Below are 19,901 nucleotides of genomic sequence, written 5' to 3' on the forward strand. Positions count from 1 at the left end.
TTCAGGGTGTCAGCTCGAGCGTGGAAGTCCACTCGCCGGGTTTCATGGTGAGCGCCCGGTACTCCACCGCCGACCAGGTCTTGCTCATGTCGCGGTAGCGGCCCGAGAACACGTTGCCGCTCTGGCCGGTCTGGTAGATGAACCGGGAGTTGTCCATGTCGGCCAGGTCGTAGATGGCGCGCAGGCTGGCCGCGTGCCGGTTGGCAAACGGCGCATCGGCTTTGTCCAGGTGGTACTGACCCACGTTGATCGTGAACGGGTCGCCGCCCGTGGGCGATCGCACTTCGAAGAACGGCGCCAGCGGCTTGACATTGCTCAGTGGACGGTGGATGGAGATGGCCGGGTGGGCGTCGGCCCAGCGCCAGTTGGCTACGTTGTCGCCTTGCTTCACGCGCAACTGATCCAGTGCGCGATCCAGCGCCTGCGTGCTGGCCGCCTCGCAACCTGCCGCGCCGCACCACGCGGTGTCGTTGCGCTCCAGGATGCCCTCGACCGCGTTGCGAAACAGGCGCTTGCCGTACATGCTCTCAAAGCGTGCCTGCCCCAGTCGCTCACCCAACACCTGGCGCGTGAAGGCATCCACCCACGCCGTGTAGATCAAGGGCGCCGCCAGCTCGCCCCGCATCTCTCCGTTGAATTCCTTGAGTTGTGCCTGTGCCGCAGCGGCCAGCGGGTGGCTCGACGGGGTCTTTTGCAGGAATGGCAGCAGGCGCACCGTGGCGGCCGACTGAAGGTCGCCGTGCATGGCCTGGAAAGATGCCACCGTGTGCTGCGGCGTGGCCTGCAACAGTGCTTCGATGCGTTCCTGCCGGTACGACGGCGCCCAGTCCTGCGTGAGGAAGTGGGGGTAGTCGGCCGCGTGGATGCGATGGTTGGCGGTGGCGATCCAGCCGCGCTCACCCGCGTCCTGCGGCGTGTCTTCAAAGGGCAACCAACCCGCCCAGTCGTACCGTGCCTCCCAGCCCGGCGCCGGCGCCACGCCGCGGATGTCGTTGTCCGGCGCCCTGACGGGGATCTTGCCCACGGCCTTGTAGGCAATCACGCCGGTTCGATCGGCCATCAACGCGTTCTGCATGGGTGAATGGAAATCGGCAAACGCCTTCGTCAGATCGGCGACCGACTGGGCGCGGTTCGACTCGATCGTGGCCACCACGTTGCGGTTGTCGGTATCGAGTGCGCTCCAGCGCAGGGCGAGCACGAAACGGCTGGTGTCGATGACCTCGCCGTGGCGCGCCTGTGCGTCGCTGAGCACCGGGCCGTGGCGTGTGCTGCGCACCATGTGGCTCACGTCGGGCTGGCCCTTCACGCGGATAGTTTCCATGCTCAGGGCGAAGTCGGCCCAGACCGGCTCGGCGGTGCTGCCCGGCACCCGGTACTGCGCCGGGTTGGCCGGGTTGATCTGCTCGATGTAGAGGTCTTGCACGTCGGGCCCGGTGTTGGTGAACCCCCAGGCGACCTGCTCGGTGCGCCCCAGCACCACAAACGGTGTGCCGGGCAAGGTGGCGCCGATCACGTCCATGCCTTTGACGCCGTCCGCATCGGGCGCCTGCAAGCGCGCGAAATACCAGATAGCTGGCGCGCTCAACCCCAGGTGCGGATCGTTGGCGAGCAAAGGCATGCCGCTCTTGCTGCGCGCGCCAGACACCACCCAGTTGTTGGAGCCCTTGCCTTCGATGTTGCCCAGCTCGTTCGCCCAGCGCTGCATGTCGCGGCCAATGAGCGCGGCCATGCTTTGCGATTCCTCCGGCCTGGCCAACGAGGTGGTGGTCGGCGCGCTTCGGTACAGCCCGAGACCACGGTACAGGGCGGCCAGGTCGGCCGTGGCCGCGGGCTGCTCACCGGGATACGGTGGAAACAGTTCCCACAACGCCGGCGTGTCGATGCTTTGCAAGGCGGTGAGTCGCGCGAATTCGTTGCCCCAGTTGCCACCGAGGTCCAACGCCATCATGAGCGACCAGCCCACGCTGTCCAGCGGATCCCAATAGCGCCCGGCCCGGGCTTCGGCGCCGGGATCCACACCCAGCAAGACGAACTCGGGCGACAGTGCCTGGGAACTGTTGGCGAAGAACGCATTGACCCCTTCGCTGTAGGCCGCCAGGGCCTGGCGTGCATCGGCGGGCAAGCCCTCCCACTGCCGCTTCGCGGCCTCGCGGATGCCCAGCGTGCGCATGAGCTTGTCGGTTTCCAGGGTGGCCGGGCCGAGCACTTCGGAGAGCGCACCGCGCATCACGCGCCGGTTGAATTCCAGTTGCCAGCCGCGCTCCTGCGCGTGCACATAACCCATGGCCTTCCAGGCATCCGTTGGCCGGCTGGCCAGGATGTGTGTCACGTCGCTGGCATCGCGGTGCACCTTGACCGGCGCACTCAGACCGCTCAACTGCAGTGATCCATTCATCTTTGGCAGGCTGCTCTGCGCATAGTAGGCGGCCACGACCGCCGCAGCGACCAGCAGCACCACCAGGAGTTTGAAGAAACGTTTGATCCAGCGCATGGTGTCTCCTGCGTGCTTTTTCAGGCTGTCCACGGCCTGTACCGCGGTTGCCGCAACCGGTTGGGGAACGGTCAGTTTGGAGGGGATGTGCGCCCAAGCACCATGTTGCCGTTGACCAGCTTGAAGCTCACCGTGGGCGCACTGAAATCGGTGAACGGCGCACCCAGCGCGATCTCGCCGTCGCTGTGCAGCATGCATTCCTGGCGGCGCAACGCAATCACGTTGTCACCCCCCGCAAAGCGCACCCAGGTGCCGTAGCTACTGATGTCTTCGAGCACGTAGTTGCCGGAGCGGATGTCGATGCTGGTGTGCATGCGGGAGACGCGCGGATCGCTGACCACGAAGTCGGCTTCGGGCACACGCCCGATCTTCAGGGGCAACTCGGTCACGCCAAAGCTGCGGTTGGTGTCCAGCCAGGCCAGTTCGATCCCGCCCATGCCCACGTCCTTGGGCGGTATGAGGGCATGCAGGTCGGCGGGCAAGGTCAGGAACTCGGAGAGCATTTCCGGCTGCCATTCAATGCGAAACACTTCACAGGGCTCCGTGCGGCCCTTGATCCGGATGGGCCCCAGGCTGCGGCTGCGCACCGGGGTGCGGGCGCCGAGTTCGCGCACCACGTTGTCCGTCGCCAGAATCTGTTCTGCACCCGCCAGATCGCTCAGACGCGAAGCGAGGTTGACGGCATCACCGAAGCAGTCGCCATCGACCACCACGACCTGGCCTCGCGCCATGCCGATCTGCATCATGAGTTTGAGGCGGTTGGGCCACTGAACCACGCGCTTGGCGTGTTCCTGCTGGATCTGGACCATGGCCTCCACCGCCAGACGGTTGCTGGAAAAAGACAGCAAGACACCGTCGCCCAACATCTTCACGACCACGCCGCCGTGTTCCATGCCCGTGGCGCCGATCCACTGGGTGAGCTTGGTCACCACCATCGTGGCGCGGTCGTTACCCAGTGTTTCAAACACCGAAACGCTCCCCGTCAAATCCACGAACGCAATTGTCAGTTCAGCCATAGAGCAAAAGAATATCGGCTGGATTAAAGCACAGGCCCCCGGCGACACCTTGTCACGAACAAACACACCCGCGCGAGTTTATTGGCGGGCGTTGTTGCGTTCTTGGCAAACGCTGGACCCATCGGGTATTAATCCAGAATCACATGTTTGCCCCGAATTGATACAAAAGGTACTACAAACCTAAAGCAGGGGATAAAAATATCGCCGTAAACCTTTGATTTGAATGTTGTTTTTGTAAAAGTAAATGACGTACGGGATTGCAAGATCAGTGTGAGTGAACGTATCCTAGACACGGATTCATATAAAAGTCGTTGAGGACACCCCCATGCGCTGGTTCAAACCCGGTATTCGCAACAGCATTTCTGCCCTTCTGGGGCCGGAAGTCCATCGGGATCCCGGCGAGGCGCTGGAGCCGGTGCGAAAGGCGATGCTGGATGTGCTGGGCGAAGATGGCGCACAGATCAATCCCCAGTTGGTGCGACGCCTCAAGTACCTTCACGATCCCCACGCGCTGTGGTTTGCTCGAGCCGAAATGGTCGCCGTCTTGAGCCAGCTGTATGGCGAGGCGCTGGCGGTACACCGGGTTCAAAGCCTGTCTCCGGTGTTTCAGGGCCTCGTGCCCAAAAGCCTGATCAACTCATCCCGCTTGCGCAGCCGTTGAGCTCAGCCCGGCCCGCATCGCTGCAGCCGCGTCAACCCCAGTAGATCAGGGCATCACGCCCTTCCACCATCAGGTCGACTTTCTGCCCCACGGGCAGCAGCACCTTGGTCGGCACATGGCCGAACGGCAGGCCGGTGAACACAGGTGTCTTCGTCTGGCTCCGCAGCCAGTCGACCACGGTCTGCAGTTTGAAGCCTCGGTCGTAGCCGGGCACCAGCTTGAATCGGTTGAACGATCCCATCAGCACCGCTTTCTGCCGGCCCAGGATGCCCGCATTGAGCAACTGCGTGAGCTGTCGCTCGATACGGTAAGGGTGTTCGTTGGTGTCTTCCAGAAACAGAATGCCTCCGGTGATGGCGGGCAGGTACGGCGTGCCGACCAGAGCGCAGATCACGTTGAGGTTGCCGCCCCACAAGGTGGCCGAGCGAACCCGCAGGGCGGGCTGCGCATCGGCCTTGCCGGGCTTCATGAATGCCACGTCGGTGGCGGGCAAGCGCCAGCCTGCCCCCTCGCCCTGCCCGATCATCAGATCGCCAAAGCACGCTTCCATGATGTCGTCGGGCGCTTCGGCGCCAAAGTCCTCACCCAGTGCCGGACCAGCCCACGTGCATGCGCCGGTCTTGGCCAGCAAGGCCATCTGCAGGGCGGTGAAGTCGCTCAGGCCCACAAACCGGGTGCCTCCTTCAATGGCCTTGGTGATCTTCTTGAAGGGCAGCTCGCCCAAAATGCGCGTGAGCCCGTAACCTCCGCGGGAAATCAGCGCCACATCGGCGCCACTGGCGGCCGCACGGCCGATCGCGGCCAGGCGCGTGGCGTCGTCCCCGGCAAAGCGCATGTGGCTGGACAAGGCCGCCTCGTCGATCTCCACCTCGTGCCCAAGGACCTTGAGCCGCGCCACCCCTCGGCGAAATGCGGCTTTGTCGCGCACCGCGCTGGAAGGGGAATAGATGTAGATGTGGCTCATGGGTTCGGGGCACTGCAAAGGGCCCCCATTATCGAGGTGCTCAAGCGTTGAAATGGCGCACAGCATTGAGTGCAATGGCCTCGCCATGTTCCTGCACGAAATGACCGGCCTGCGGGATCAAGAGCGGGTCGGGACATCCGTGGATCGAAGCGTGAAGTGCCCGCATCACAGGTTCGCCCAGCACAGGGTCTTGTTGACCAATGGCCATGAGGCTCTGCCCTTTCCATTGGGTGGACCAGAAGGCCTTCGCCCGTCGGCTGAGGGCCGCACCGTCGTCGTCCAGTTGCTCCGGGACCAAGGCTGGAAACGCGCGCAGCGCGGCGCGGTGCCCACGGTCGGGAAACGGCGCGTTGTAGGCGGCGCATTCGTCGGCGCTCATCTGCGGGTTGCCGCGCGAGAACAGGCGCGCAACGTCGAACTCGGGGTTTTGCGCGCACATGCTGCGCCAGGCCAGGAAGCCGGACGAGAGCGGCACGTCGCCTGTGGCCAGTGTGGTGTTCATCACCAGCAGACCTCGGTAGCGCTCGGGCGCCTCCATCGGCAGCGTGAGGCCCAGCAGGCCGCCCCAGTCCTGCACCACGAGCACCACGTTGCGCAGGTCGAGTCGCTCGATGAATTCAAGCAGCACCTGGCGATGCCATGTGAAGGTATGCGCGCTGTCCTTCTTGGGCTTGTCGCTGCGACCAAAACCGATCAGATCGGGCGCTACCACGCGCGCTCCGCTGGCCAACATCACCGGGATCATCTTGCGATACAAGTAGCTCCACGCCGGGTTGCCGTGAAGGCAGAGCCAGGTCAAAGACGCGTGCGCAGGCCCTTCGTCCAGGTAGTGCATGCGCAAGCCGTCCAGCGCGGGCAGATCGCTCAGGTAGTGCGGTGCCCAGGGATAGCCGGGAAGTACCTGAAAGCGGTCATCTGGTGTGCGCAACGCGTCGTCGCGCAGGGGGTGCAGGTTCACGCGCCGCTCCTTGAAAAAACCACGCAGCAGGTGCGCGCCCTCTTCGGCCAGCACACCGCCCTGCACCACCGTCTGGTGGTTGAGCTGCGTGTGGTCGAACAGGTTGAGCACCGAACCGGCGGCGCCGGTCTTGGGGTCGGCCGCACCAAACACCACGCGCGCCAGGCGCGCATGCAGCATGGCGCCGCTGCACATCGCACACGGCTCCAGCGTCACATACAGGGAACAGCCCTCCAGCCGGTAGTTGCCCAGCGTCTGTGCCGCCGCGCGCAGCGCCACGATCTCGGCATGGGCAGTGGGGTCGTGGCCGTCAATGGGCGCATTGCGCCCGGTGGCGATCACACGCCCGTCCTTCACCACCACTGCGCCCACCGGCACCTCGCCGGTCTCGGCGGCAGCGCTGGCTTCGGCCAAGGCCAGGCGCATGAAGTGGGCGTCGTCTTGGTGTGGCACAGAGGGCATTGGACGAGTGTAGGCGAGCCCCGATACCCTGCCCTGTAAAATGCACGAGGGTGTTCGCGTTGCATGTCGCAACGAAACAGGTTGTTTGCGCTGGTCGGGCCGCCACGCGGTATCAACACGACCATGAACCGAAACACCTCTCGGCAGTCCCTCCCTCGCGCCCAAGTTCTGGCCGAGCGCGCCTTCTCCACCCTCGATCGTTTCCTTCACATCGAAGCCGTCAGCGGCATCGTACTGCTGCTGGCCGCAGCCACTGCGTTGATCTGGGCCAATTCGCCCGCCGCCGCTGGCTACCACGCGCTGTGGCACGCACCGGTGTCGATCGGCCTGGGCAGCCATGTGTTTTCCCAGTCCCTGCATTTCTGGATCAACGACGCCTTGATGGCCGTGTTCTTCCTGGTCGTGGGCATGGAGATCCGGCGCGAGATTCATGAGGGTGCACTGGCCAGCCTGCAGCTCGCAGCCCTGCCGCTGGCCGCCGCGCTGGGTGGGGTGCTGGTGCCGGCGCTGATCTTTGTGGCACTGAATACCGAACCCACGCAGTTGCGCGGCTGGGCTGTTCCGACCGCCACCGACATCGCCTTCGCCGTGGGCGTGCTGGCGCTGCTGGGTCGCACCATTCCGGGCAACGTGCGCGTGCTGCTGCTGGCACTGGCCATCATCGACGACATCGTTGCGGTGCTCATCATCGCGGCGTTTTACTCGGGTGGTCTGGAATACAGCGGCTTGCTGGTGGCGGGCGTCGGGGTGCTGATGGTGCTTGGCCTGCAACAGATCGGCGTGGGGTCGGCCTGGGCCTACGTGCTGCCGGGCGCGGTGCTGTGGGTGGGCCTGTTGCAAACCGGTGTGCACCCCACGCTGGCCGGTGTCGTGCTGGGACTGATGACGCCGGTGCTGCCCGCTCCCATGCGCGAGCAGCCGCTGGACGCGGCGCGGCACGCGCTCGACGAGCTGAACACGCGCAACGATCCCACCCCCAACGAACTCGCGGGGCCGCTCAAGCAACTGCGGCAGGCGCAACGCGAGGTATTGCCGCCAGTGACCCGAGTGCAGATGGCGCTTCACCCCTGGGTCGCTTTTGGCGTGATGCCGCTGTTCGCGCTGGCCAACGCAGGCGTCACGCTTGAGGGCGTCGACCTGAGCCCGGACAGTGCGCAGACCGTCACGGTGGGCGTGTTGCTGGCGCTGGTGCTGGGCAAACCCTTGGGCGTGATCACGGCCAGCTGGCTGGCCGTGCGCCTGGGCTGGTGCCGATTGCCACCAGATGTGACCTGGTCGGGCGTCTGTCTGGTCGGCCTGCTTGCGGGCATCGGCTTCACCATGTCGATCTTCATCGCCACCCTCGCCTTCGACGACGACAACCTGCTCAACGCCGCCAAGCTGGGCGTTCTGCTGGCGTCGCTGGTGGCGGCCGTGCTCGGCCTGGCCTGGGGGTTTCTGCAAGCATGGCGGGCGCGTCAACACTCCCCTCTGGCATGATCGCGGCCTCTACTGGTTTTCCCTGATGCCACACGCCCCGCAACGCCGCTGGGAGCTCGATGCCCTGCGGGGCCTCATGCTCGTCCTGATGACGCTGACCCACATGCCGACGATGTACTCGTTGCCCACCGGTCAGCCCTTCGGCTTTGTGTCAGCCGCTGAAGGCTTCGTGTTCCTCTCGGCTTTCATGGCCGGCCGCGTGTACGGCAACCGAGCCCGGCGCGACGGTGTGGACGTCATGCAGAACGCCTTTCACCAGCGCGCACTCAAGCTCTACCTGTGCCAGCTCGGCTTGTTGTTGCTGGCGTTCACGGTGATCGCCTGGCTGGGCGTGCACAACCGGCAAGGTGGCGCCACGGGCCTGCTCGAGTTCTTCTTCATCGACCCGAAGGCCGCCGTGGTGGGGGCCGCCCTGCTGCTGCACAACCCGCCCCTGCTGGACATCCTGCCGCTGTACATCGTGCTGATGCTGGCAAGCCCCTGGCTGCTGCGTCGCGCCTTGCACCGCGGCTGGGCTGGCGTGCTCTCGGTCAGCGCCCTGCTCTGGCTGGCCGAGCAGTGGGGTCTGGGTCTCGCGTTGTACGAACTTGTTGGCCTGCCCATTCCCTACAAGGACATGGGCGCTTTCCACTGGTTCGCCTGGCAGGCGCTGTGGGTGGTTGGCCTGTGCCTGGGGGCGCGTCAGCAGCCACTGCCCCGCATTCCACTCTGGTGTGTCGTGCCCGCTGCGGTGTACGCCGCGGGCATGTTCTCGTGGCGCCACATGGTGGGCCAGGACCCGATGCCCGGCGTGCCGGCCGTGGGCATGCTGCTGGACAAATGGTCGCTCGGGCCCCTGCGTGTGCTGAACTTCGCCAGCGTGTTCCTGCTGCTGGTGTCCTTCGGCCCCTGGTTGAAGCAGGTGTTGCCGCGCCCGCTGCCGCTGGAGTTGCTGGGCCGCCATTCGCTGTCGGTGTTTTGCGCCCACATCGTGATTGCCTTGTTCACTCTGGCCTTCTTCGGCTCCACCCAGGTCGTGCGCCCCTGGAGCACCGATGTGGCCCTTCTGGCTGGCGCATTCGCAGGCCTGTTTGCGGTGGCCTTGGCGGCGCAGGCGCGCGAACGCAGCAGTTGGCGTCCCGTCCGGGTGTGGCGCTCAGGGCCTCAGGTGCGCTGAGACGATCTGGCGCCACAGGCCATAGCCTTCGGCGCTCAGGTGCAATTGGTCGCGCACGAACAGCTCCGGTCGCGCCCGACCGTCGTTGTCCAGCATGGCGGTGTGCACGTCGATGTAGTCGAGACGGTCGTCGTTGAGCACAAAGGTCTGGATCAAGAGGTTGGCTTCGCGCATGGCGGCCATGTGTGCCAGCCGCGAGGGGCTGGGCTTGATCGACATGTAGGCCACCCGCGTGGCCGGCAGTGCGCTGCGCACATGCTGCACGAACCGCACGAAATGGCCCAGCAGATCCTGCGGGCTGGCACCTTCAACAAGGTCGTTTTCACCCGCATAGAGCACCACCAGGCGGGGCTGATAGGGCAGCACGAGACGGCGCACCAGATCGGCGCTGTCGGACAGGCGCGAGCCGCCAAATCCGCGCCGGATCACCACAGGCTGATCGGCAAAGGCTGTTTCCAGGCCGCTCCACATGCGGATGGACGAGCTGCCCACGAACAACACGCCGCCAGCGGGCGGCATCTGCTTGCGATCGGCCGCGGCGAACGCGTCCAGTTCGCTCATCCAGCGCTGCTCCGCCGTGGCACCGGCCTGTGCCCGGGCGGGCGGCGTCAGCCAGGCCAACGCGACCAGCAACCAGGCGCGTCTATTCATGCGTCCTGCCCGTGACCCCCAGACGGCGCATCCAGCCGGCCAGGGCCCGTTCTTCGCCGTTGCCCTGCGCGTAGGCGCTCAGCATGGCCGCGTGCGCCTCGGGGCGGTGTTGATTGAGCTTGACCTTGCACTGCAGGTCTGTGATGCGCAGCTCGAACGCCACGATGCCCTGCATCATCTTGTGCTGGTAGTCCTCGCCCAGTCCGCGCCATTGGTCGGCGTAGGCCGGGTCGTGGTCATGGATCAGGTGCTTGAGCAAGCGATCCTTGTTGTCGAAGGTCTCCAGCAGCGTCGCCTCCACTGTGCAGTGCACGGCGAGGTAGTTCCAGGTGGGGACGCGCGCCAGATCCGGGTAGACGCGCGGCGTCATGTAGGCATGGGGACCCATGAACGTGACCACTGCCCTTGGGCGCTCGCGCAGGAATTTCGCGTGCGGGTTGGGCCTTGCCACGTGACCCAGCAGCACGAGTCGCCCCTCTTCTTCCAGCAGATGCAGCGGCAGGTGCGTGACGAACGGCAGGCCCTCGTCGTCGGTGGAGATGAGGCTGCCAAAGGGGTGCGCCCGGATGAGTTCGCGGGCGATGGCGGGGTCCTTGGCAGCGAACTGCGGCGGCAGGTACATGGCGGCCTCTTTCAGGCGGTGGTTCGGGCAATGGTTCAAGTGCGCGAGGCGCAGTGTATTCCCGCACCACAAAGTCGGGCGCGAGTGGGATGATGGCGCGACGTCACTGCGCCACCGCCATGTCCTTCCTCCACCACCCCGCCTTCCAGAGCCTCGTGCTGCCCTTCGTGCTCGCGTTGGCGGTGTGCTTGCTGCTGCGCACGGTGGGCCTGCGCTGGGCAGCGCTGGGTGCTTCGCTCGGGCTGGTGCTGGCCATGGCCGCGTGGCCTGGGTTCGACTGGCCGGCCAGTTCACGCGCGCAGATGCTGCCGTGGGCCACACTCGTCAGCACGCTGCTGGCCGCACTGGCGATCACGCTGACAGCGCCGGGCACGAAGGCCATGGGTCGGCGCAACGGCCTGGTCGCCACCGTGTTGCTCACGCTCGCCGCCCTGTCGCTGGTGGCCTGGGCGGCCCTCGGTGGCTCGATGCTGCTGGCCCAGCTCGCCTTGATGCTCGGGGCGGTCAGCGGTGTGGCGGTGCTGTGGGCCTGGCGCGCGGCGTCGGTCTCGTCGGTCTCGCCGGTTTCGCTGCTTCCCTTGCTGGTCACCGGCATCGGCATCGCGCTGTGCCTGACCTGGCTGCCGCCCGGTGGATCCGAAGGCACCGGTGGGAGCGGGGGCGACGACCCTTACTACGCGCCCCAGTGGAAGTAGGCCGCCCGCTCCCCGATCGTCAAGTCGAGGGCTATTCCGGGTTTTGACGCAATGGCAAGGTGGCAATGCGATGATGACCCCATGCCTTCGACCGTGCAGCTCACTTCCCCGCCCGCGGCTGCCGATGCGGTGACGGACGTCCCGCTCGACTGGCCCGGATTCTGGCTGCAGGTGCTGCGCGCGCGCGACGGCGAGCCCTCGCCACAACTGCGCCAGAACCCTGAGAGCGGCTGGGAGCTGGATGGTCTGGTCAGCGCGCGCACCGCTGCCCTGTTCGGTCTGTACAAACCCCTGCTTGACGCGCGGGCGCGCCAGCAAGAGTCACACGCTCATTCACCGTGGGTGATGGCACAACTCGGCCAGAGTCTGGACGGCTTTGTCGCCACCGCCACCGGCGACTCTTACTACGTCAACGGCGCCCACTGCCTGTTGCATCTCCACCGGTTGCGCGCGCTGTGCGACGCGGTGCTGGTGGGCGCGGGCACGGTGTCCATCGACAACCCGCAGCTCACCACCCGCCGCGTACCAGGGCCGCAGCCGGTGCGCGTCGTGATGGACCCGGCCGCCCGCCTGGATGGCCAGTCTCGCGTGTTTCGCGACGGGCGGGCGCCCACGCTCTGGGTGTGCGACACCCGCCACGCGGCGCAGGCTCGCGCGCGCCTGGCTCGGCAGGCGGTGCCCACCGAGGTGCTGCCGGTCGACGACCTGCTCGCCACAGACACGCAGGCGTGTTATCACCCGCGGCGGGCCGTGGATGCGCTGGCCAGGCGCGGCTTGAAACTCCTGTTCGTCGAGGGCGGGGGCATCACCGTTTCGCGTTTTTTCTCCGCGGGCGCGCTGGACCGCCTGCACCTGGTGGTGGCGCCGGTGCTCATCGGCAACGGCCGCCGTGGTCTGCAGGCCCCTCCCCACGCGGTGATGGCCGACTGCCCGCGCCCCCCGGCGCGCACGCTGGCGCTGGGGCCCGATATGCTCTGGGATCTGGACCTTCGTTCGTCTTAGGAAGGCAACGCCAGCAGGTCCAGGTGGCCCACGCGCAGACGAGTCTCTGGCGCCATCGCGCGCCGCCGTCGACGCCACGCGCGCACCGACGGCGCAGACGCGCGCGACTGTTCGCCGGCGGCCACCGCCATCCCATCGATCAAGGCGCATTGCAGCGCCCTCGCCTGCGGGCTTTCGCCGCCGTCCACCCACCAGTCGCTGGCGGCTGTGAACACACGGTAGCCCGCTGATTCGAGCGCACCCCGCAGCGCGGCCACCGCACCCGAACCGAGGGCGGGGCCAAGACCTTTATCGCGCTTCTGGTGCTCTGCGAACAGCTGGCCCACGGTGGCATCCATCGGGTCTTCAGGCCTCCAGACGTGGCGACCATCGACGTTCAGGCTCATGAGCAGGGCCACGCGAGATGCAGCGCTCGCCGCCACCAGGCGGTGCAGCCACTCGGTGCCCACGAGGTCGAGCAACGCGGAAGCGGTGACGAGGTCGGCCGCGTGCCAGGGCAGTGTTTCGAGCCTGGTCATCAGGTCCAGCTGCTGCCGCAGGATGGTCGCCTCGAACCCCGGTCCGTCGAAGCACAGGGGCTGTTCAAGAGCGACGGCGGGACCGGCCAGCGCACCGCCTGCCGCGGCCGGACGCTCGGGCCAGCACCGCAGCAAGGCGGCATCGTGGTCCACCACCAGCCACTGCTGCGCCCCGCCCAGCCGGGGCGCGAGCCAGCGCAGGTTGGCGCCAGTGCCGCAGGCCAGGTCGATCACCCGCCAGGGGGTCGGTCCGTGAGGGCGCAAGGCTGCGAGTCGGGTCTGCAGCTGAAGGTGTTGCGCCGCCGCGCCGCGCGCCGTCGCATCGAAGGGCTCGCGCTGTTGCAGCCAGTCGGCGCTGAAGGTGGCCGTGCTCATTCGACGCCCTCCAGCACGGTTGCGAAGCGGGCGGCCTGCACAGGCCAGGTGGGGAGTCGCCCGGCCGCTGCACGCGCACCCGCGCCCAGCCGCTCTCGCAGGCGCGCATCGGACATCACGCGCGCCAGCGCGGCCTGCAATGGCGCCACCTCGCCGGCGGGCACCTGGAGCCCGGCATCGGGCGGCAGCGTTTGAGCCAGGGCACCGGCGTCGCTGGCAACCACCGGCAGGCCATGCGCCAGAGCTTCGGTGATCACCATGCCATAGCCTTCGTACAGCGAGGCCAGCACAAACACGTCGGCCGCCGCGTAGTGCGCGTGCAACGCCTGAGCGTTGACATCGCCGTGCCAGAACACGCGATCAGCCATGGGCGCTGCCTGGGTTTGCAGGCGAGCGGCGGTGCCGGGGTCGCGCGTGGCGCTGCCCACGTTGTGCAGTTCCCAGTCCAGCGGCATCAAACCCGCCAGCGCCTGCAGCAGCAGGCTGTGGCCCTTGCGCGCCGTGAGCGTGGCCACGCAGAGCAGGCGCAGCGGGCCCTTGCGCGGTGGCTTGACAGACCTAGGCAGCGGGTCGGTGCCCGGCTCCACCACGGCGGTGTGCACCAGCGGCACGCCCATCGCCGCAACATCGACCGCCGTGTTCGGGCTGGTCACCACCACCCGGCGCGCATGCCGCAGCGCGCGCGCCTCACTCACCAGCAGGTGTTGGCGCGCGGCATCGGACAAGCCGGTTTCCAGATGCAGCGGGTGGTGCACGAGGGCCACCCAGCGCAAGCGCACGGCGTGCCGCGCCACCGCATCGTCCAGTGCGCCGAAGGCCAGGCCGTCGGCCACCACCAGGGTGCCATCGGCCAGCGAAGCGATGACCTCTTCGGCGGTGGCGAGCTCCGCGGTGCCGGGGTGTGGCCAGGCGCCCTCCACAGAGCGCACATCCACTGTCCAGCCGGCCTCGCGCAGCGCCAGCACGATCCGGCGGTCGTAGGTGTAGCCCCCCGTCGGGATGGTCCAATCGCCCGGGATCAGGAAGCAGCAGGCGCGCGGGACGGGCGTGGCACTCACGCGGATGCGCGCACCGGCAGAGCGCCCTCGTACGAGGCCCAGGCCACGTGGGATTCGTTCAGCGTCACCCGCATCTGCTGCACGCCGGCCGATTGCGCCGACGGCAAGGCGTGCACACCCAAGGCACCAGCGGCGATGCGCGCGGCCACGCGGTCGAAGATCAGGCGCGCGAGGAATTCGGTGGTGGTGTTGCGACCCTTGAACTCGGGCACTTCATCGAGGTTGCGGAAATTGAGTGCCGCGAGTTCCTCGCGCAGCACCTGCGTGGCCAGGCCGATGTCGACCACGATGCCGTCGGCATCCAGCGCCTCGCGCCGCAGTTCAAGGTCCACCACATAGGTGGCACCGTGCATGCGCTGCGCCGGGCCGAACACCGCCCCCTGGAAGCTGTGGGCGATCATGAAATGGTCTCTGACGTTGACGGCGTACATGGTGGTGTTCTCTGTTCTTCAAGCGGGGTAATCGATTCGATGGCACAGCGTGTCGCTCGCACCCGTGGCCAGGCGCGCAAGCACCTGCGGCAATTCTTGAAACGGCGCGCAGTGCGTGATGAGGCGGTCCAGCACCGGATCGGTGAGCAGCGAGAGCGCGAGTTCAAGCCGGCGGCGGTGGCTCCAGCGGCCGCGCTGCGCTGTGGCCACATGGCCGACCTGGGAGCTTTTCAGGGTGAGGCGCTGTGAGTGGAATGCCTCACCGAGCGGCACGCTCACTGCGCGGTTGCCGTACCAGCTGAGTTCGAGCACCGTGGCCTCGAAGGCGGCCAGCCGCAGCGCGGTGGCCAGGCCCGCGCCCTGCCCGCTGGTGTGCACCACCAGGTCGGCATCGGCCCGTGCAGCCATCGGCAGGGCAAACCCGGCGCCCAGCGCCGCAGCGATGTCGGCGCGGCTCGCTTCGGTGTCGATCACCTGCACGTCGCAACCGGGCAACCGGGCCGCCAGCCACGCCACCAGCAGGCCCAGCGTGCCGCCCCCCACCACCGCGATGCGGTCGCCCAGGCGCGGCGCGGCATCCCACAACGCGTTGATGGCGGTCTCCAGGTTGGCGGCCAGCACGGCACGCTCGGCCGGCACGCCACTGGGCAAGGGCACCACGGCGTGGGCCGGCACCTGGTACACGGTCTGGTGCGTGTACAGGCAGAACACCGTGCGTCCCAGCAAGCCGGCGGGTCCGGCCTCGACCACGCCCACGTTCACGTAGCCGTACTTCACCGGGCCGGAGAATTCACCCACCTGGAACGGCGCGCGCATGCGATGCGTCTCGCCGGCCGGCACCTCGCCACGAAAGACCAGGCCCTCGGTGCCTCGGCTCACGCCGGTGTGCAGGGTGCGCACCCGCACCTCGTCGCCTCCCAGGGGCGGCAGCGTCTCGTCGCGGATCTCGGCCCGGCCGGGTGACACGGTCCAGCAGGCCTGGGCAACGGTGGTCGAGGGGGAAAAAGGAGATGCCATGAACGAAGAGGGGTATGTCGTGTCTGAGGGGTGGTGCGTGCCATGATCACCGCGAACCGCCGACCCGGACAACGATCTTATGTTGCAGAACATGAAAACCGCAGGCAACCCACCCGTATCGCCCCGGATCCGGCAGGAGATCGCGGACCGCCGCTGTCTGGCGCGCGATGCCGCACGCGATCTGGCCGTCGTCGGGGCTGTGGTACTGCTGGTCGCGCTCTGGCTGGATGGGGCCGCTGGTCTCGGCCTGGAATACGCGGCCAAGGCCCTGCTGGTTTTCGGCGCGGGCGCATGGCTGGTGTGGCGCGGACGGCTGGCCCATCCGCATGCGCGCTTTGGCCCGGCCAATCGGGTGACGCTCGCGCGTCTGGGCTCCGTGGCCTTGATGGCGGCGCTGGTGGGTGAGCCCCTTCCCCGTGCGCCACTGGACTCGATGCCGGCGGCCGCCTGGTGCCTGGTGGCGGTGGCCACGCTCACGGCGCTGCTCGATGCGGTGGACGGTGCGCTGGCACGGCGCAGCGGCATGGCCAGTGCCTTCGGCGCCCGCTTCGACATGGAGACCGACGCCGCTTTCACCCTGGTGCTCTGCGCGCTGGTGGTGCAGGCCGGTCAGGTCGGCCCCTGGATCCTGGCCTCCGGGCTCATGCGCTACGCCTTCGTGGCGGCGGCCCTTCCATGGCCCTGGCTGGGCGGCCCCCTGGCGCCCAGCAAGCGGCGTCAGACGGTGTGCGTGATCCAGATCGCCACCCTGGTCGTCTGCCTCGCGCCGATCGTGCCGCCCTGGCTGGCCGGCGGGCTGGCCGCGATCAGCCTGGCCTTGTTGACCCTGTCCTTCGCCATCGACGTGCGAACCCTGGCGCGGCAGCGCCCCACCCCACCGGAGACCTGAACCATGCGTGCAAGAACCCTCTCCACCGCCCTGTTGTGGGCTGCTCTGGCGGGCAGCGGCCAGTTGTTGATGAGCGCTCCCGCCCAGGCCCAGGCGGCGCGCTACGAGCTGGACCCCGACCACATCACAGTGGCCTTCCTGGTCGACCACATCGGCTTTGCCAAAGTGCTCGGCCTGTTCCGTTCGGCCCGCGGCAGCTACCGTTTCGACGAGGCCAGCGCCACGCTCTCCGAGGTGCGCATCGAGGTGGAGACCGCCAGCGTCTTCAGCAACCAGCGCAAGCGCGACGACCACCTGAAGGGGCCGGACTTCCTCAACAGCGGCGAGTTTCCGAAGATGGTGTTCACCGCCGCCAGCGCCAAGCGCACCGGCGAGCGCACCTTCGAGATCGGCGGCCAGCTCGAGCTGCTGGGCAAGTCGTTGCCGCTCACGCTGCAGGCCACCTGGAACAAGAGCGCCGAGTCGCCGATGGGCGGCCCGCTGCGCAAGCCCTACACAATGGGCGTGTCGGCGCGCGGCAGCTTCAAGCGCAGCGCCTACGGCATGAACTACGCGGTGTCCAACGGCTGGGTGGGTGACGAAGTGCCGCTCATCATCGAGTTCGAGGCCGTGCGCCAGTGAAGTGTGCAGACTCAGCGCTGCCGTCGGCGCTGGGCTGGCTGCTGCGCTTTGCCCTGGCCTTCGGGCTGCTCAACACCCTGCTGACCTTCGAGAACCGCTGGCCCGGCTTCGGGGTGGCGTACATGCCGCGCCTGTCCTTCGAACTGTGTCTGGCCGTGGTGGCCCTCATGGGTTGGGTGATCTGGCGAGGAAGCTTGTCACCCCGCGCGGCCACCGTCAGCGCAACGGGCTTCATGGCATTGGTGCTGGTGCGCTACGCCAGCGTGACGGCTGCGGCCGTGATGGGCCGACCCGTCAACGTGTACTGGGATGGGCGCCATGCCGGCGAGCTGCTGCGCGTGGCGGCGCAGTCCTGGCCCGTCTGGCAAGGGGTGGTCGTGTTGTTGGCATTGTTGCTCGGGACGTTGCTGCTGACCGCCGTGGCGCGCAGGGCGATAGCGGAGCTCGCGCGCGGCCTGGCTTGGGAGCGTCCACGGCCGTGGCTGCTGGCGGGTGTGGGGGTCTGCACGCTGAGCTTTGCCGCCTACGTGCCGGAGCAGCGCGACACGCGCTGGTTTTTCTCGCTGCCCCTCACGCCCACGCTGGTGCACCAGGTCCAACTGCTTGCGCGTGTGGGGCGGCCCGGGCAGGCCACCCAGGTGCTGGGCCCGAGTCCGGTTTTTGATGGAGACCTGTCCGGACTGGTGAGCGACCCGGGCGCCGCCGACGTGCTGCTGGTGTTCGCCGAGTCCTACGGCGCCATCACCTTCGACGATACGGCGCAGGCAGCCGCACTGGCCGCGCCGCGAACGGAGCTGGCCGAGGCCATTCGGGCCAGTGGCCGTTTCGTGGTGTCGTCACGCGTCAAAGCGCCCACCTTCGGCGGATCGTCCTGGCTGTCGCACGCCGCGCTGCTGGCTGGCGTGGACACCAGCGACCCAGCCGACCACGACCTGCTGCTGACCAGCCAGCGGCCCACGCTGGTGAGCCACTTCGAGCGCCACGGCTACCGCACGGTGGGCTGGATGCCCGGCCTCAAGCGGCCGTGGCCCGAAGGCGTGTTCTACGGCTTCGACCGCCTGGCCGACGACGCCGGCATCGGCTACCGCGGCCCGGACTTCGGCTACTGGCGCATCCCCGACCAGGCCGCCATGGCGCTGCTGCAGGCGCAGGAACTGGACCGAGCGTCGGACCGGTCGCCCCGCTTCGCCGTCTTCGCCACCACCAGCACCCACGCGCCGTTCCACCCGGTTGCGCCTTTCGTGCAGGACTGGAGCCGGTTGACGCAGCCCGATGCCTACATGCCGGCCGAGATGGCGGCCGCGCTGGCCGCACCGTTGTCTGTCACAGAGCCACTGTCACAGTACCTGGAGAGCCTGCGCTACCAGTTCGCCTGGCTGGCCGATTACCTGCGGCAGGTGGCGCCCCGGCCGCTGGTGATGGTGATCGTGGGCGACCACCAGCCGCCGGCCCTGGTCAGCGGCCCGGGCGCCTCATGGGACGTGCCGGTGCACGTGGTGAGTGACAACCCGGCCCTGCTGCAACGCCTGCTGGGCAGCGGCTTCGTGCCCGGCCTGACACCGCCGGCACACGCGCTTGGCCCCCTGCACCAGCTGACGACCGTGCTGCTGGAGGCCTTCGATGCGCCGGGCGCCGGGGAGACGCTCGGTATCGAGCATGTGGCGGTGCCCGACGCACCCCACTCGGCGCCCGGCTCCTGAGTCCGCCCCAGCTTAGGCCTCGACCAACCAGGCGTGCACATCGCCCGAGGGACCATCCGCCGGCATCTCGGCCAGCCAGGCGCGCAACGCATCGGCCGGCTCGCCCTGGGATTGCAGCAGGTGCAGGCGTTCGCCCAGCGACACGGCATAGCGGTAGCGTCCCGGCCCGGCCAGCGCTTCCAGCCGGGCTATGCAGCCCAGCGCGATGTCGCGCACCGCCGGCAGGAACTCAAACGACAAGGCAGGCAGCGGCACGCTCAGGCCCATCAGCACCTCCAGTTCGAAACCTTCCACATCGATCTTCACGAAATCGGGCACGCCGTGCGCGGCGATCAAGGCGTCCAGCGTGGTCACAGCCACCAGTGGCCCGGCTTGCCAGCGCACGGCGCGGAACGATGGCGCCGCGCCCGCGCGCCGCACAAAATCGGTCGAGAGCGTGGCCACGGTGGGTGTGCGCGGGCTGGCCAGCAGGCGGGCTTCGCCGGGCGCGCGGCCCAGCGCCTGCGGCAGCAGCGTGACATCGGCATCGCGACCGAAACGGCGCTGCAGCAGCTGGACAAAATCGGGCTGCGGTTCCAGCGCGACCACGCGCGCACCGAGCTGGCGGAAGGCCGCCACCCGGTTCCCGGCGTGCGCGCCGACGTCAAACGCCAGCCCGTTGGCCGGAACGAAGCGGCGGTAGAAACGCCTGAGCTGCGCACCGCGCCAGGGTATGCCACGGTAGACCAGCAGCGAACGCAGCAGGCCGAGCTGGCGGTTGAGGCGCTCACCCAGGCGATGTCCTGTCTCGGGTTTCATGGTCAAGATCATGCCGCGCTTCGCAGCGCCCGCCCCACACGTCTGATCACACCGGGACCGCCATGGCCGACGACGCACCCAGCGAGCTCCTATCTCGCCGCCACCAGATGTTCCCCCTGCTCACCGACGCCGAAATGGCGCGGATGCAGCGCTTCGGCACGCGTCAGACCCATGCGCCCGGCTCGCGCCTGGCCTGTTCGTGATCTTCGAGGGCGTGGTGGCGGTGAGTGAGCGCGATGGAATGGGCTGAGTCACACCGATCGTTCAACATCGCCGCGGCCACTTCATGGGTGAGGTGGGCGCCTTGTCGGGCAAGCCTTCGCTGGTCGATGGCGTC

19 protein-coding genes are annotated in these 19,901 nt (G+C 67.7%); 8 read left to right on the plus strand and 11 right to left on the minus strand.

Annotated features, from left to right (window positions below; genetic code table 11):
- Position 1 precedes the first annotated feature (1 nt).
- The gene (locus ASE11_RS17090; protein ID WP_056274493.1) at positions 2 to 2,491 is read right to left on the minus strand and encodes a penicillin acylase family protein; all 2,490 of its coding nucleotides are present in this window, start codon (positions 2,489 to 2,491) and stop codon (positions 2 to 4) included.
- 71 nt (positions 2,492 to 2,562) lie between these two features.
- Entirely contained in the window at positions 2,563 to 3,507 is a 945-nt protein-coding gene (locus ASE11_RS17095; protein ID WP_056274496.1) for an adenylate/guanylate cyclase domain-containing protein, read from the minus strand.
- 325 nt (positions 3,508 to 3,832) lie between these two features.
- Here ASE11_RS17095 and ASE11_RS17100 point away from each other — a divergent pair, with 325 nt between their 5' ends.
- The gene (locus ASE11_RS17100; protein WP_056274499.1) at positions 3,833 to 4,168 is read left to right on the plus strand and encodes a hypothetical protein; all 336 of its coding nucleotides are present in this window, start codon (positions 3,833 to 3,835) and stop codon (positions 4,166 to 4,168) included.
- Positions 4,169 to 4,199: 31 nt separating this feature from the next.
- Here ASE11_RS17100 and ASE11_RS17105 read toward each other — a convergent pair whose 3' ends face one another.
- Both ASE11_RS17105 and tadA read right to left on the minus strand, forming a co-directional pair.
- Positions 4,200 to 5,132, minus strand: a complete 933-nt coding sequence (locus tag ASE11_RS17105; protein ID WP_056275030.1) for an LD-carboxypeptidase — start codon at positions 5,130 to 5,132, stop codon at positions 4,200 to 4,202.
- Between the two features lie 40 nt (positions 5,133 to 5,172).
- Entirely contained in the window at positions 5,173 to 6,552 is a 1,380-nt protein-coding gene (gene tadA / locus ASE11_RS17110; RefSeq protein WP_056274502.1) for a tRNA adenosine(34) deaminase TadA, read from the minus strand.
- A 123-nt stretch (positions 6,553 to 6,675) separates the two neighbouring features.
- Here tadA and nhaA point away from each other — a divergent pair, with 123 nt between their 5' ends.
- Both nhaA and opgC read left to right on the plus strand, forming a co-directional pair.
- Positions 6,676 to 8,031, plus strand: coding sequence for a Na+/H+ antiporter NhaA (gene nhaA / locus ASE11_RS17115; protein WP_056274505.1), 1,356 nt, complete (start codon positions 6,676 to 6,678; stop codon positions 8,029 to 8,031).
- Positions 8,032 to 8,056: 25 nt separating this feature from the next.
- The gene (gene opgC / locus ASE11_RS17120; RefSeq protein ID WP_056274508.1) at positions 8,057 to 9,187 is read left to right on the plus strand and encodes an OpgC domain-containing protein; all 1,131 of its coding nucleotides are present in this window, start codon (positions 8,057 to 8,059) and stop codon (positions 9,185 to 9,187) included.
- Here the strand turns inward: opgC and ASE11_RS17125 are convergent.
- Positions 9,167 to 9,838 carry a GDSL-type esterase/lipase family protein gene (locus tag ASE11_RS17125; protein ID WP_082585811.1) on the minus strand — a complete coding sequence of 224 codons (672 nt, stop codon included), beginning with the start codon at positions 9,836 to 9,838 and terminating at the stop codon, positions 9,167 to 9,169. The two genes, opgC and ASE11_RS17125, sit on opposite strands and share 21 nt — an antisense overlap.
- Entirely contained in the window at positions 9,831 to 10,460 is a 630-nt protein-coding gene (locus tag ASE11_RS17130; protein WP_056274512.1) for an FMN-binding negative transcriptional regulator, read from the minus strand. Before ASE11_RS17130 ends, ASE11_RS17125 begins: the two co-directional genes overlap by 8 nt.
- 119 nt (positions 10,461 to 10,579) lie before the next feature.
- On the opposite strand from ASE11_RS17130, the gene ASE11_RS17135 reads away from it, so the two are divergent.
- Entirely contained in the window at positions 10,580 to 11,155 is a 576-nt protein-coding gene (locus ASE11_RS17135) for a hypothetical protein (protein WP_156406399.1), read from the plus strand.
- An 81-nt stretch (positions 11,156 to 11,236) separates the two neighbouring features.
- Positions 11,237 to 12,157 carry a RibD family protein gene (locus tag ASE11_RS17140; protein ID WP_056274516.1) on the plus strand — a complete coding sequence of 307 codons (921 nt, stop codon included), beginning with the start codon at positions 11,237 to 11,239 and terminating at the stop codon, positions 12,155 to 12,157.
- On the opposite strand, the gene ASE11_RS17145 is transcribed toward ASE11_RS17140, so the two are convergent.
- From ASE11_RS17145 to ASE11_RS17160, 4 genes are read right to left on the minus strand one after another with little or no spacing between them, the layout of a single operon-like run.
- Positions 12,154 to 13,050 (minus strand): class I SAM-dependent methyltransferase, encoded by an 897-nt coding sequence (locus ASE11_RS17145; protein ID WP_056274519.1) that lies wholly within the window; start codon positions 13,048 to 13,050, stop codon positions 12,154 to 12,156. The genes ASE11_RS17140 and ASE11_RS17145 overlap by 4 nt on opposite strands.
- Positions 13,047 to 14,108, minus strand: coding sequence for a glycosyltransferase family 4 protein (locus ASE11_RS17150; protein WP_056274520.1), 1,062 nt, complete (start codon positions 14,106 to 14,108; stop codon positions 13,047 to 13,049). Before ASE11_RS17150 ends, ASE11_RS17145 begins: the two co-directional genes overlap by 4 nt.
- A complete protein-coding gene (locus ASE11_RS17155; RefSeq protein ID WP_056274521.1) occupies positions 14,105 to 14,539 on the minus strand; it encodes a 6-pyruvoyl trahydropterin synthase family protein in 435 nt (144 codons plus the stop codon). Before ASE11_RS17155 ends, ASE11_RS17150 begins: the two co-directional genes overlap by 4 nt.
- 18 nt (positions 14,540 to 14,557) lie before the next feature.
- Positions 14,558 to 15,556 (minus strand): zinc-dependent alcohol dehydrogenase, encoded by a 999-nt coding sequence (locus tag ASE11_RS17160; RefSeq protein ID WP_056274522.1) that lies wholly within the window; start codon positions 15,554 to 15,556, stop codon positions 14,558 to 14,560.
- 91 nt (positions 15,557 to 15,647) lie between these two features.
- Between ASE11_RS17160 and ASE11_RS17165 the strand changes: the two genes are divergently transcribed.
- The 3 genes from ASE11_RS17165 to ASE11_RS17175 are packed head-to-tail and all read left to right on the plus strand — an operon-like array spanning position 15,648 to position 18,766.
- Positions 15,648 to 16,445, plus strand: a complete 798-nt coding sequence (locus ASE11_RS17165; RefSeq protein WP_082585849.1) for a CDP-alcohol phosphatidyltransferase family protein — start codon at positions 15,648 to 15,650, stop codon at positions 16,443 to 16,445.
- 3 nt (positions 16,446 to 16,448) lie between these two features.
- Positions 16,449 to 17,066 carry a YceI family protein gene (locus ASE11_RS17170; RefSeq protein WP_082585812.1) on the plus strand — a complete coding sequence of 206 codons (618 nt, stop codon included), beginning with the start codon at positions 16,449 to 16,451 and terminating at the stop codon, positions 17,064 to 17,066.
- Positions 17,063 to 18,766, plus strand: coding sequence for a hypothetical protein (locus ASE11_RS17175; protein ID WP_056274526.1), 1,704 nt, complete (start codon positions 17,063 to 17,065; stop codon positions 18,764 to 18,766). Before ASE11_RS17170 ends, ASE11_RS17175 begins: the two co-directional genes overlap by 4 nt.
- 12 nt (positions 18,767 to 18,778) lie before the next feature.
- Here ASE11_RS17175 and ASE11_RS17180 read toward each other — a convergent pair whose 3' ends face one another.
- Positions 18,779 to 19,564: an FkbM family methyltransferase gene (locus tag ASE11_RS17180; RefSeq protein WP_056275034.1), complete on the minus strand. Its 786-nt coding sequence runs from the start codon at positions 19,562 to 19,564 to the stop codon at positions 18,779 to 18,781.
- Between the last annotated feature and the right edge of the window lie 337 nt (positions 19,565 to 19,901).

Source organism: Hydrogenophaga sp. Root209, assembly GCF_001428625.1.
Lineage (GTDB): Bacteria > Pseudomonadota > Gammaproteobacteria > Burkholderiales > Burkholderiaceae_C > Hydrogenophaga.